Source organism: Stutzerimonas stutzeri (genome assembly GCF_024448895.1).
Lineage (GTDB): Bacteria > Pseudomonadota > Gammaproteobacteria > Pseudomonadales > Pseudomonadaceae > Stutzerimonas > Stutzerimonas stutzeri_Q.
Window position 1 is genome coordinate 1 of sequence record NZ_JAMOIC010000026.1, and the last position, 12,296, is coordinate 12,296.

Genomic DNA, 12,296 nt, shown 5'->3' on the forward strand with positions numbered 1-12,296 from the left:
ATGTCGCTTTTCACATCCACCGCCAGTTCGCACCAAGTTTGATGAACGCGTGGATCGGTGAAACGCGATCCACCCTACGGATCGAGGCCAAACCGCAGCCCGTTGGGTGGATGTTGCTTCCACATCCACCGCCAAGTTGCACCAAGTTTGATAAACGCGTGGATCGGTGAAGCGCGATCCACCCTCCGGCTCGGAGCAAGACCGCGGCTCGTAGGGTGGATGTCGCTTTTTACATCCACCACCGGTTCGCACGGAGCTCAATGAACGCGTAGATCGGTGAAGCGCGATCCGCCTTACGGCTTCAGCGCGGCCATCAACGTATCGAGGTTGTGCTCGAACATGCCGAGGTAGGTGCTGGCCGGGCCCTCGCTGGCCAGGGCATCCGAATACAGGGTGCCGCCTACGGTGGCGCCGGCTTCGTCAGCGATCTGCTCGATCAGCCGCGGATCACGGATATTCTCCACGAACACGGCCCGCACGCCTTCGCTGCGTATCTGCCGGATCAGGCTGGCGACGTCAGCCGCCGAAGGCTCGTCATGGGTGGACAGTCCCTGCGGCGCGATGAATTCCAGCTGCCAAGCCTGCCCCAGGTAGCCGAACGCATCATGGCTGGTCACCACCTTGCGCTGACTTGGCGTCAAGCTCGCAATCTGAGCATCGGCTTTCTTGAGCAATGCGTGCAGACGGGTCAGGTACGCATCGCGGCGCTCGGCGTAAGCTTCGCGATTGGCGGGGTCCAGTTCACCGAGTGCGTTGGCGATGTTGCGCACGTAGATCTCGGCATTGGCCGGGCTCTGCCAGGCATGCGGATCCGGCACTCGCTCACCGTCCTCATCCAGCATCAACGGAACGACACCGGCACTGGCATTGATGCGTTTGCCGGTGGGCTCGCTGCTGGCAAGGACGCGCTCCAGCCAAGGTTCGAAGCCCAGGCCGTTGGCGATGATCAGGTCTGCGCGCAACAGAGCCTTGGCATCGTCCGGGCTGGGCTCGTAGAGATGAGCATCGGCATCAGCATCCACGAGATTGATCAGGTCGATGTGGTCGCCGCCGACTTCGCGGGTCAGATCAGCCAGGATGCTGAAGCTCGTCACCACATTCAGTTTTTCCACTGCTTGCAACGACAAAGGCAGCCACAAGGCCAGGGCAAAAAGCAGGTAACGCATGATGAGCACCTCAAACAGTCATGGGAAATGGAGACGAGCGCAGCAGACCGTGAACCGGGCCGGCTACCACCGAGAACAAATAGAAAACGCCGGCCAACAGCACGATGCACGGCCCGCTGGGCAGGCTGGCGTAGAAGGAAAGCAGCAGCCCCAGCCATACGCACACCGCACCGATCAGCGCAGCAAGCGGTAGCAGGACCAGCAATCTGCGGCTCCAGAAGCGCGCCGCGGCGGCAGGCAGCATCATCAGTCCCACCACCATCAGCGCGCCGATGGCCTGGAAGGCGATCACCAGATTGAGCACCACCAGCGTCAGGAAGGCGGCATGCGCCAATGGACCGAAGCGACTGATACTGCGCAGGAACAGCGGATCGAGGCTGTCCAGCGCCAGGGCGCGATAGCTCAGCGCGAGCACCACCAGACTGAACACCGCGGTGCCGAGCATGCCGTACAGCGTGGTCGTATCGACCGCCAGCGCCGAGCCGAATAGCAGGTGCAACAGATCCAGCTTGCGCCCGGCCAGCCCAAGCAGGAGCACGCCGCTGGCCAGTGAAATCGGATAAAGCGCAGCAAGGCTGGCATCCTCACGCAGCCCGGTGCGCCGCGTGACCCAGGCTGCTGCGCCCGCCATACCGAGGCCCGCCACCAGCCCGCCCGCGGTCAATGCTGGCAGGCTCAAGCCGAACAGCCAGAACGCCAATGCTGCACCGGGCAGGATGCCGTGGGCGATGGCATCACCGATCAGGCTCATTCGACGCAGGATCAGAAACACGCCCAGCGGCGCGGCACTGCAGGCCAGCGCCACGCCGCCGAAAAGCGCCCGGCGCATGAAGGCGAACTCATTGAAAGGCGCCCAGAGGATATCCGGCGTCACGCGACCTGACCGAGCCGTTGCCGCTCGGCCATGAACTGGCGGATCGGCGCCTTGATGCAACCGCTGCGCGCGATCAACAACCCCTCGCAGTTGTTTCGCTCCAGCCCGGCAAGGTTATGGCTGACCAGTAGCAGCGTCCTACCCTCCTGCTGCCAGCGCTCGACGTGCTGCCACAGCAGTTGCAGCCCCACGTCGTCCAATGCCGCCTCGGGCTCGTCGAGCAACAACACTTGGGCGTCGGTCAGGCTCAGACGCGCCAGCAAGGCACGCTGCAATTCGCCGCCGGACAGCGCATGCAAGCCCTGGGCTTGAAGGTCGAGCAGCCCCCAATCCATTAATGTTTGACGCAGCCGCGCCTGACGCTCGCTGCGCCCCAGTCGGCTACGCCAGAAACCGGCACTGACCAGTTCGGCAAGGCGGATGGGGAATTGCCGATCCACGTGCTGTTGTTGCGGCAGATAGGCCACGCCGCCCATGAGCGGAACACCGACATGGACTCGCCCCGCCAGTGGACGATCCAACCCAGCCAATACCTTGAGCAGGCTGCTCTTGCCCGAACCGTTGCTACCAATGACGGCAGTCAGGCTCCCCGCCATCAACCGCAGATCCAGCGGTGGCGTCAGCGCGCGTCTACCGGCGCCCCACTGCAGGCCATGGCATTCGATCATTGTTACCTCGGAAGTGAGTAGTTTAGGGCCGAACGATGTGCGCCCTCGCCAGCACCGATAGGTCTGTCCGAAAGGCGTACGAGGGGGCCAGCAAGATATATTAAAATCGTTATAACATAACATTATGCGTGTCGACCCCGGTTGGCGCAACCGAGTTGCATGATCTGGGGACGAAGAAGATGCGAGCGAGGGGTCGAGACCTGAAATTGTCAGAGCCGACCCGTCGAAGCGTCGGATCGAGCTGCGGCAGCGGTTCAGCAGCACCGCAAGGAAGGGAGAGTTCGCGAAGTGATACTTAAAGCCAGCAGCATGACGTGGTCATGGCTCGCAGCGGACACTGCTTGGCCGCTGACGCATTGCGCGCCAGCGCGAGCGGACTGAAGCCTAGCGAACCGGGCGAGGCTTTTTCTTCGCCAGGGCGAGATGCGAAAAGACGGCGTGCAGATCGTCCGATGCACTGTCTTCATCGAGGTTGAGCTTGCTGTCGATGTGATCCATGTGATGCATCATCAGGCTCACGGCCTTGTCACTGTCGCGCGCAGAGATGGCGTCGATCAGCTGGTTGTGCTCGTCATAAGAGCAATGCGAGCGATTGCCGCTTTCATACTGGGCAATGATCAGCGATGTCTGCGACACCAGGCTGCGCTGGAAACTCACCAGCGGCGCGTTCTTCGCTGCCTCGGCCAGCTTCAGGTGAAACTCGCCCGAAAGACGAATACCGGCACCGCGATCGCCGCGGGCGAAGCAATCCTGCTCGTCTTTCACCATCTGCCGTAGCTCGGCCAGCTGGTCGGCACCTGCATGCTGCACCGCCAGTTCGGTAATGGCCCGCTCGACCAGTCGCCGCGCAAAGAAAATTTGCCGGGCTTCGTCGACGCTGGGGCTGGCGACCACGGCGCCGCGGTTAGGGCGCAGCAATACAACTCCTTCATGCCCAAGCCGCGACAGCGCGCGACGGATGATGGTCCGGCTCACCCCGAATATTTCGCCCAGGGCTTCTTCACTGAGCTTGGTGCCTGGTGCCAGGCGCTGTTCGAGGATTGCATCGAAGATGTGTGCGTAAACGATGTCGTCCTGGGTCCCGGTACGGACCTTGCCGCTTTTCGTCGGCTTTTTCAGAGGCTGCAACTGTTCGTTCATGGTGACTCGCGTCGGAAGTGTCGGCAGAGCGAACTTTACTGCCTTTCAACGTCTGGCTGGCAGTGGCTGTGGAACAAACATCGAAATAAATCGGCTTTTATTGTGCACAATCAACATTCTGCCAATCTCGACACCTGAAGTCTCAGGTCCGGCATTCACAAGCAAAGAGCGTCTGCAACGCCGGAATCTATAGCCAACGAGACAAACTCAACAAATCGAGTTGCAATTTTTGTATACAAAAGCATAATCGCGACAAGCCTTCCTGACCTTTCGGTCAAAAAAATCGAACAGGATGAGCCCTCACCATCACCTGCCCTCGAGAGCACTGCTCTGGGTGATAGACAACAAGAACGATGAGGAACACCCTTGTGGAAAGCACCAAGCAGGAACAGGCGGCCCTAGGGCTGCAGCCGAAAAACCCCGGCTTGCTCGACCGATTCTTCAAACTCAGCGCCCACCGAACCACTATCAAGACCGAGCTGCTTGCTGGCCTGACGACCTTCGTCACCATGGCCTATATCATCTTCGTCAATCCCAACATCATGGCTGACGCCGGCATCGATCACGGTGCAGCCTTCGTTGCGACCTGCATCGGGGCAGCGCTCGGTTGCCTGCTGATGGGCCTGTACGCCAATTGGCCGGTAGGGCTGGCGCCGGGCATGGGCCTCAACGCATTCTTCACCTACACGGTCGTCGGCGAGATCGGCTACAGCTGGCAGATCGCGCTAGGCGCAGTGTTCATCTCCGGCATCCTGTTCATGATCATGAGCCTGTCTCGCCTGCGCGAATGGCTGCTCAACAGCATCCCGATGAGCCTGCGCTTCGCCATGGGCGCTGGTGTGGGGTTGTTTCTCGGATTGATCGGCCTTAAGACCGCCGGCATCGTCGTTGACAGCCCCGCCACACTGATAACCATGGGTTCGTTCGGCGAACCTACTGCCCTGCTCGCCGCCATCTGCTTTCTGATGATCGCCGTACTCAGCCACCGCAACGTCTTCGGCGCAATTTTGGTGAGCATGCTGGTGGTGACGGGCATCGGCTGGGCGATGGGGCTGGTCGAGTACAACGGCCTGGTTTCAATGCCGCCTAGCCTGGCGCCGACCTGGTTGGCCATGGATATCGCCGGCGCGTTGAATGTGGCGATGGTGAGCGTGATCCTGGCGTTCCTCTTCGTGAACATGTTCGACACGGCCGGCACGCTCATGGGCGTCGCTCACCGCGCCAACCTCGTCGACGACGACGGCAAGATCCAGAATCTCTCGCGGGCCCTTAAAGCCGACAGTACGTCTAGCGTCGCAGGGGCCTTCGTCGGTTGTCCGCCAGTCACCAGCTACGTCGAAAGCGCTGCGGGCGTGGCAGCGGGCGGTCGCACCGGGCTGACTGCAGTCACCGTCGGGGCGCTGTTCCTCGTCGCGATGTTTTTCGCTCCCCTGGCCGGCATGATCCCTGCGTATGCCACAGCCGGAGCGCTGATCTATGTCGCCATGCTGATGATGAGCGGCCTGGCTAACATCGACTGGAAGGACCATACCGATACCATTCCGGCTATTGTCACGGTTGTGATGATGCCCCTGACGTTCTCCATCGCCAACGGCATTGCGCTGGGCTTTCTGACGTACGCGACGCTGAAGCTGCTGACCGGGCAACGGGAAAAGGTCTCGATCAGCCTGTATGTGTTGTGTGTGATCTTTATTGCCAAGTTCGCCTTTCTGTAAGCCGGGCTGACCGATCGGCCTCACTGCTTCGGCGGTGGGGCTTTTTGACGTTTGGGATGGGTGCGGGGTGCGCTTGATGGGTATCGCTTCGCTCAACACCATCCGACGGTCGAGGCGTAGCGTAGCTTCAGGGCCACCGCAGCGCCGGGTCAGATAGCCGAACATACTTTTATCGAGGAGCATCGAAATGAGTCTGGAAACCTGGTTGTTGTTCGCGAGCGCGGCGCTGGTGGTCATCTTGATCCCCGGCCCGTTGTCGCTGCTGATGATCAGCAACAGCCTCAATTATGGGCTGAGGCGCTCCTGGCCGGCCTTCGTCGGGGGCGTCAGTGCGTCGATCTGCCTGCTCAGCGCCTCGGCATTGGGATTGGGCGCGTTGCTGCTGGCGTCGGAGCAGGTATTCAGCCTGTTGAAGATTGTCGGTGCGCTCTATCTGTTCTACCTCGCCTGGCAGAGCTGGCAGGAATCCCGTCACCCGGCCAGCGGGCCCAGCGTGGCGACTGCTGAGGTCAGCCCGCGCTTTCGTCAGCTGTTCTGGCGCGCCTTTGGACTGGGCGCAAGCAACCCCAAGGACATTCTCTTTTTTGCAGCCTTCCTGCCGCAGTTTCTCAGCGCTGATCGCCCGTTCATGCCGCAACTGCTGGTGATGATCCTGACCTGGGCGGTTCTGGATCTCTGCTGCAAGTTGGCCTACGGGCTTGGTGCGCATGGGGCGGCGCGCTACCTGCGCACTGGCAAGGGGCAGGTCTGGTTCAACCGGATCAGTGCTGCGCTGTTTGGGGGCGCGGGGGCGGTTTCGTTGGTGAGTCGCTGAGGATGGTCGCATCGTCGTAGGAGCGAGCTTGCTCGAGTAATTTGTGACCGTCCGCGGTATGGCCGATTGGCGGAATAGGCTGGAACATTGGTCCACCCAGCAGGGCGAAACCAATGCTTCGTCCAGCGCCGCAAAATACGGAGCACCCCACGAAGCGAAACGCGATACCCATCAGCGGCACCGATGGGTATCGCAGGCTCAACCCATCCTGCGGACGCAACGCCTTGCCACCGACACCACCCGTAGTATGGCGTTGAGCGAAGCGATACCCATCAAAACCGAGCCCTATCTCAAAAAAAACCCGCCTTCAAAGGCGGGTCGGGACTCAGGGGAGTCAAGGTCTCACGCATGGGAACGGTCACTGCCGCGTCGCTGCAAACGCGGCAGGCGCCATCAGCTACCCCGATAAGTCGAGTAGCTGTACGGCGAAATCAGAAGCGGCACATGGTAATGATCCTGCTCAGCGCTGATGCCGAAACGCAGCACCACCACATCAAGAAAGGCCGGCTCGGGAAGCGTCACGCCACGTGCGCGGTAGTAGTCGCCAGCCGCGAACTGCAGCTGATAGACACCGGAACGGTAGTTGTCGCCTTCCAGCAAGGGCGAATCGCAACGGCCTTCGGCGTTAGTCTGGCGAGAAGTGACCAGCTCGAGGCGTTCGCCTTCGACCCGATAGAGCTCTATTCGGATATTGCTGCCCGGGCAACCGTGGGCGGCATCCAGTACGTGAGTAGTCAAACGTCCCATAGATTCCAGCATCGCGGATCGCCCGCCGATGCTCGCCTCCTCTAGTGATCAATGGTGGAGTTGGGTCGAGCATAGCAGCTCGGATAAATAATTAAAGACAGTTTTTAAAGAAATTGTACACAGTTTAAATTCCCAGGATTTGGCCCGTTTTCTGCTCATGCATTCATGCGCAGGCTTCTAGCGCACATGAACTCAGGTATCCAAATGCGAAATGCCTGTATCCCCTATGGCGGGCCAACGAACAGTCATGAGATTTTTGATTTACAAAGTGCAAAACGTTTTGTATACAATTGAGCCATGAAGGTCGCCCAGTACCTCGCAGCGGCGACCCGCGGATCAGACAAGGAATAACAACAGTGAGCGCCGACTACCCTCGCGACCTCATCGGCTATGCCGAGAACCCACCCCATCCGCAGTGGCCGGGTGCTGCCCGTATCGCCCTGTCCTTCGTACTCAACTATGAAGAAGGTGGCGAGCGCTGTGTGCTGCATGGCGACAAGGAGTCCGAAGCCTTCCTGTCCGAAATGGTTTCAGCTCAGCCGTTGCAGGGCGTGCGCAACATGAGCATGGAGTCGCTCTACGAATACGGTAGCCGTGCCGGCGTCTGGCGTCTGCTCAAGTTGTTCCGCAAGCACGACATCCCGCTGACCATCTTTGCCGTAGCGATGGCCGCGCAGCGCCACCCGGATGTGATCAAGGCCATGGTCGCCGACGGTCACGAGATCTGCAGCCACGGCTATCGCTGGATCGACTATCAGTACATGGACGAGGCGCAAGAGCGTGAGCACATGCTCGAAGCCATCCGCATCCTCACCGACATCGCCGGCGAGCGTCCGCTGGGTTGGTACACCGGCCGTACCGGCCCCAACACCCGGCGTCTGGTCCGCGAAGAAGGCGGCTTTCTCTACGACTCCGACACCTACGACGACGACCTGCCCTACTGGGACCCGGAGTCGACGCCGGACAAGCCGCATCTGGTAATCCCCTACACGCTGGACACCAACGACATGCGCTTCACCCAGGTGCAGGGCTTCAACAAGGGTGACGACTTCTACGAATACCTGAAGGATGCGTTCGACGTGCTGTACGCCGAAGGCTGCGAGGGTGCGCCAAAGATGTTGTCCATTGGCATGCACTGCCGCCTGCTGGGCCGGCCTGCCCGCATGGCCGCGCTGCAGCGCTTCATCGAGTACGCCAAGGGTCACGAACAGGTGTGGTTTGCCCGCCGTGTCGACATCGCCCGCCACTGGCACTCGACTCATCCGCTTACTCAGGAACGCAGCCAATGACCCCATTCAAGACCATCAAGCCGTCCAAACTCGACCGCGACACCTTTATCTCGACTTTCGCTGATGTCTACGAGCATTCGCCGTGGGTGGCGGACACCGTATTCCAGTCCGGCGTGGACGAGACGCTCGATTACGTCGAGGTAATGCACACCCGCATGTCTGAGGCGATGCTGGCCGCCCACCACGACACCCAATTGGCGCTGATCAACTCTCACCCGGACCTTGCCGGCAAAGCTGCCGTTCGCGGCGAGCTGACCGCCTCAAGCACCGCAGAACAGGCCGGCGCCGGCATTCATGAATGCACCCCGGAAGAGTTCGCCCGCTTTACCGAACTGAACGATGCCTATAAAGCGAAGTTCGGCTTCATCTTCGTCATGGCCGTCAAAGGCAGTAACCGGCACCAGATCCTGGCGGCGTTCGAAGAGCGCATGCACAACTCGCAGGATCAGGAATTTGCACGCGCCCTGGCTGAGATCAACAAAATCGCACTGTTCCGTCTGCAGGCGATGTAAGCAAGAGACCCATCAGACGACACGAAGAGAAGAACAACGTATGAAGAGCTACGCCGTACCTTTCGAAAAATACGTCAACCTGGCTGACGCCCGTCTGGGCACCAAGGCCATTTCCGTCACGGACGATTGGTTTGCCGACGTCAACCGGCTGTTCCAGCCGACGCCGGCCGTATGGAAGGAGGGCGTGTTCGATGATAACGGCAAGTGGATGGATGGCTGGGAGTCGCGCCGTAAGCGCTTCGAAGGCTTCGACCAAGCGGTCATTCGCCTCGGCGTGCCCGGCTCGATCAAGGGCGTCGACATCGACACCAGCTTCTTCACCGGCAATTTCCCGCCGTCGGCCTCGCTGGAAGCCTGCTTCCTCGCTGAGGGTGATCCGGACGAAAACACTGTATGGACTGAAATCCTTCCCGCGGTAGAGCTACAAGGCAACAGCCACCACTACCACGAGATCGCGTTCGACAAGCCGTTTAGCCACCTGCGCTTCAACATCTATCCGGACGGTGGTGTAGCCCGCCTGCGCGTGCATGGCATACCGTTCCGCGACTGGAGCCGCGTGGGCGAAAACGAGCAGCTCGATCTCGCGTCAGCGCTCAATGGTGGTCGCGCACTGGCCTGCTCGGACGAGCATTTCGGTCGTATGAGCAACATCCTCAACCCGGGTCGCGGCATCAACATGGGCGACGGCTGGGAAACCGCCCGCCGCCGCACGCCGGGCAATGATTGGGTCATCGTCGCGCTGGGTCATCCGGGCGAGATTGAACGCATCGTCGTCGACACCCTGCACTTCAAGGGCAACTACCCGGACAGCTGCAGCATCCAGGCGGCCTACGTCAAAGGTGGCACCGACAGCCAGATCGAAACCCAGAGCCTGTTCTGGCGTGAACTGCTGCCGAGCCAGAAGCTGGAAATGCACGCCGAACACGAATTCAGCGAGCAGATCGCCAGACTCGGTCCGATCACCCACGTGCGCCTGAACATCTTCCCGGACGGCGGTGTGAGCCGGCTACGGTTGTTTGGCAAGGCAGCGCGCTAAGGTCGCAACTTGTAGGGTGGGCTTGCTACCTGACCGTCGGTGACTACACCGAGGTGGGCTGAAGCGGAGCGCCGCCCTACAGACGGCATCAGCGGCATCGACCAGATTCCGCCGCCGACATAGACACATAACCCTGTAGGAGCGAGCTTGCTCGCGGATGACGCAACCGAGGATCGCGAGCAAGCTCGCTCCTACATTTTTTTAGATAACGAGCACAGCATGCGCACACTCAAGATCGAACCGTTGACCAAGGAAGCCTTCGCCCCGTTCGGTGATGTGATCGAAACCGAAGGCAGCGAATACTTCATGATCAATAACGGTTCCACCCGCCGCTACCACAAGCTGGCGACGGTCGAGACCGCGCAGCCGGATGATCAGGCCATCATCAGCATTTTCACCGCCGACGCGCTGGATATGCCGCTGGTGATTCGCATGCTCGAAAGACACCCGCAGGGCAGCCAGGCTTTCATTCCGCTGCTCGGCAACCCTTTTCTGGTCGTGGTCGCGCCACTTGGCGATGCACCTGTACCGGGTAACGTCCGCGCCTTCTGCAGCAATGGAAGGCAGGGCGTCAACTACCACCGCGGCGTCTGGCACCACCCGGTGCTGACGATCGAAAAGCGGGATGAATTCCTGGTGGTCGATCGCAGCGGTTCTGGCAACAACTGCGACGAGCATTTTTTCACCGAGGACGAGCTGGTTCTCCTCGACCCCCACCGGGACTCCGAACAGGCCGCCGACTGATCAGCGAAGGGCATGACTGGCGACGCTGCCGTGCACAGCGACACCGGAACATGCGTGCTTCAGAAAAGCCGGAAACGTGCGACGAGTCGAATAAGAAGAAACAGCGGTTGGTACGCCGGCCGTGCAGGAGGTAATTATCGTGGAAGCACATCTGACCGAATGGCTGAACCTGAGTATTCGCTGGATTCACATGATCGTTGGCGTCGCGTGGATCGGCGCCTCGTTCTATTTTGTCTGGCTGGAAAACAACCTCAACCGCGCCAACCCTCGCGATGGCCTCTCCGGCGATCTCTGGGCGATCCATGGCGGCGGTATCTATCACCTGGAAAAGTACAAGCTGGCACCGCCGCAGATGCCAGAGAACCTGCACTGGTTCAAGTGGGAGGCCTACACCACCTGGCTCTCGGGCGTCGCACTGATGATGGTGGTCTACTACCTCAACCCGTCGCTTTACCTGATCGCACCCGGCAGCGAAATGGCGCCGGCCATGGCAATCGCCATTGGTTTCGGTTCGCTGATCGTTGGCTGGTTCGTCTATGACCTGCTGTGCGACTCGCCACTGGGCAAGAAGCCAGCGCTGCTCGGCCTGGTGCTGTTCGTACTGGTGATCTTTGCCGCATGGGCCTATTCGCAGGTCTTCAGCGGTCGCGCGGCGTACATCCACACCGGTGCACTGATAGGCACCATCATGGTGGGTAACGTGTTCCGCATCATCATGCCGGCCCAGCGGGCGCTGGTCGCTGCCATCGAGCAGAACCGCACGCCAGACCCGGTACTGCCAGCCAAAGGCCTGCTGCGCTCGCGGCACAACAACTACTTCACCCTGCCCGTGCTGTTCATCATGATCAGCAACCACTTCCCGAGCACCTACGGCAGCAAATACAACTGGCTGATCCTGGCGGGCATATCGGTACTGGCCGTGCTGGTACGTCACTACTTCAACACCCGCCACGACAGCAATCGCTTTGCCTGGGCGTTGCCAGCTGCCGCGGTAGGGATGATCTGCCTGGCATTCGTCACTGCGCCTAACCGCCAGCCTTCTGCGCCGAATCTGGCACCGACGTCGCCCGAGCAGGCCAGCATGAGCGAACAGCAGACCGGTACCTCGAATGCAACTGAAGCTGATGCTGATGCTGGGGAAGCTGATGCTGGCAATAGCGAGTTCGCCAAGGTCCGTAGCGTCATCGATGAGCGCTGCACCGTTTGCCACGCCGCACAGCCGAGCAGCCCGCTGTTCAGCGCGGCGCCTGCAGGCGTGATGTTCGATACGCCCGAGCAGATCCGCCAGCAAGCGGCGAAGATCCATGCGCAATCTGTGGCCAGCCAGATCATGCCACTGGGCAACATGACCAACATGACCCAGGACGAGCGCGACCTGCTCGGTGCCTGGATCGACAAAGGCGCCCCGATCGACTGATCTCCGCTGCATCTGCCGCGCCTCCGGGCGCGGCTTTTTTTCACCCTGACCTTACTCAGTCACACGCGAAAAGCGAGGACTCTGCACGCCCAAATTCAGCCCCAGCGGGTACGACCAAGCCAGAACCCGAGCACCCAAAAAACCTGGCTCCGCATGTTCAGCGGGGCCGCCGCG

At 60.6% G+C, this 12,296-nt stretch carries 12 protein-coding genes; 7 read left to right on the plus strand and 5 right to left on the minus strand.

What is annotated here, in order from left to right:
* Nucleotides 1-293: 293 nt before the first annotated feature.
* From NA619_RS21690 to NA619_RS21705, 4 genes are all read right to left on the minus strand, one after another.
* Entirely contained in the window at nucleotides 294-1,166 is an 873-nt protein-coding gene (locus NA619_RS21690; RefSeq protein WP_255963874.1) for a metal ABC transporter substrate-binding protein, read from the minus strand.
* Between the two features lie 10 nt (nucleotides 1,167-1,176).
* Nucleotides 1,177-1,995: a metal ABC transporter permease gene (locus NA619_RS21695; RefSeq protein WP_255963875.1), complete on the minus strand. Its 819-nt coding sequence runs from the start codon at nucleotides 1,993-1,995 to the stop codon at nucleotides 1,177-1,179.
* Between the two features lie 41 nt (nucleotides 1,996-2,036).
* A complete protein-coding gene (locus NA619_RS21700) occupies nucleotides 2,037-2,708 on the minus strand; it encodes a metal ABC transporter ATP-binding protein (protein ID WP_255963876.1) in 672 nt (223 codons plus the stop codon).
* A gap of 384 nt (nucleotides 2,709-3,092) precedes the next feature.
* Nucleotides 3,093-3,848, minus strand: coding sequence for a GntR family transcriptional regulator (locus NA619_RS21705; protein ID WP_255963877.1), 756 nt, complete (start codon nucleotides 3,846-3,848; stop codon nucleotides 3,093-3,095).
* Between the two features lie 368 nt (nucleotides 3,849-4,216).
* Here NA619_RS21705 and NA619_RS21710 point away from each other — a divergent pair, with 368 nt between their 5' ends.
* Both NA619_RS21710 and NA619_RS21715 read left to right on the plus strand, forming a co-directional pair.
* Complete coding sequence (locus NA619_RS21710) at nucleotides 4,217-5,563, plus strand: NCS2 family permease (protein ID WP_255963878.1); 1,347 nt, start codon at nucleotides 4,217-4,219, stop codon at nucleotides 5,561-5,563.
* 187 nt (nucleotides 5,564-5,750) lie between these two features.
* Nucleotides 5,751-6,377 carry a LysE family translocator gene (locus NA619_RS21715; RefSeq protein ID WP_255963879.1) on the plus strand — a complete coding sequence of 209 codons (627 nt, stop codon included), beginning with the start codon at nucleotides 5,751-5,753 and terminating at the stop codon, nucleotides 6,375-6,377.
* Nucleotides 6,378-6,770: 393 nt separating this feature from the next.
* Here NA619_RS21715 and uraH read toward each other — a convergent pair whose 3' ends face one another.
* Entirely contained in the window at nucleotides 6,771-7,124 is a 354-nt protein-coding gene (gene uraH / locus NA619_RS21720) for a hydroxyisourate hydrolase (RefSeq protein WP_255963920.1), read from the minus strand.
* Between the two features lie 356 nt (nucleotides 7,125-7,480).
* On the opposite strand from uraH, the gene puuE reads away from it, so the two are divergent.
* From puuE to NA619_RS21745, 5 genes are all read left to right on the plus strand, one after another.
* Complete coding sequence (gene puuE, locus NA619_RS21725) at nucleotides 7,481-8,413, plus strand: allantoinase PuuE (RefSeq protein ID WP_255963880.1); 933 nt, start codon at nucleotides 7,481-7,483, stop codon at nucleotides 8,411-8,413.
* Nucleotides 8,410-8,925 carry a 2-oxo-4-hydroxy-4-carboxy-5-ureidoimidazoline decarboxylase gene (gene uraD / locus NA619_RS21730; RefSeq protein ID WP_255963881.1) on the plus strand — a complete coding sequence of 172 codons (516 nt, stop codon included), beginning with the start codon at nucleotides 8,410-8,412 and terminating at the stop codon, nucleotides 8,923-8,925. Before puuE ends, uraD begins: the two co-directional genes overlap by 4 nt.
* A gap of 40 nt (nucleotides 8,926-8,965) precedes the next feature.
* A complete protein-coding gene (gene alc, locus NA619_RS21735) occupies nucleotides 8,966-9,961 on the plus strand; it encodes an allantoicase (protein ID WP_255963882.1) in 996 nt (331 codons plus the stop codon).
* Nucleotides 9,962-10,180: 219 nt separating this feature from the next.
* Nucleotides 10,181-10,705: an ureidoglycolate lyase gene (locus NA619_RS21740; RefSeq protein WP_255963883.1), complete on the plus strand. Its 525-nt coding sequence runs from the start codon at nucleotides 10,181-10,183 to the stop codon at nucleotides 10,703-10,705.
* A 139-nt stretch (nucleotides 10,706-10,844) separates the two neighbouring features.
* Nucleotides 10,845-12,122, plus strand: coding sequence for a urate hydroxylase PuuD (locus NA619_RS21745; protein WP_255963884.1), 1,278 nt, complete (start codon nucleotides 10,845-10,847; stop codon nucleotides 12,120-12,122).
* The last annotated feature ends 174 nt before the right edge of the window (nucleotides 12,123-12,296 follow it).

Coding starts and splice junctions, on each gene's coding strand:
- NA619_RS21690 (WP_255963874.1), bottom strand. CDS start 1,166: ATGCGTTACCTGCTTTTTGCCCTGGCCTTGTGGCTGCCTTTGTCGTTG.
- NA619_RS21695 (WP_255963875.1), bottom strand. CDS start 1,995: ATGCGCCGGGCGCTTTTCGGCGGCGTGGCGCTGGCCTGCAGTGCCGCG.
- NA619_RS21700 (WP_255963876.1), bottom strand. CDS start 2,708: ATGATCGAATGCCATGGCCTGCAGTGGGGCGCCGGTAGACGCGCGCTG.
- NA619_RS21705 (WP_255963877.1), bottom strand. CDS start 3,848: ATGAACGAACAGTTGCAGCCTCTGAAAAAGCCGACGAAAAGCGGCAAG.
- NA619_RS21715 (WP_255963879.1), top strand. CDS start 5,751: ATGAGTCTGGAAACCTGGTTGTTGTTCGCGAGCGCGGCGCTGGTGGTC.
- uraH (WP_255963920.1), bottom strand. CDS start 7,124: ATGGGACGTTTGACTACTCACGTACTGGATGCCGCCCACGGTTGCCCG.
- uraD (WP_255963881.1), top strand. CDS start 8,410: ATGACCCCATTCAAGACCATCAAGCCGTCCAAACTCGACCGCGACACC.
- alc (WP_255963882.1), top strand. CDS start 8,966: ATGAAGAGCTACGCCGTACCTTTCGAAAAATACGTCAACCTGGCTGAC.
- NA619_RS21740 (WP_255963883.1), top strand. CDS start 10,181: ATGCGCACACTCAAGATCGAACCGTTGACCAAGGAAGCCTTCGCCCCG.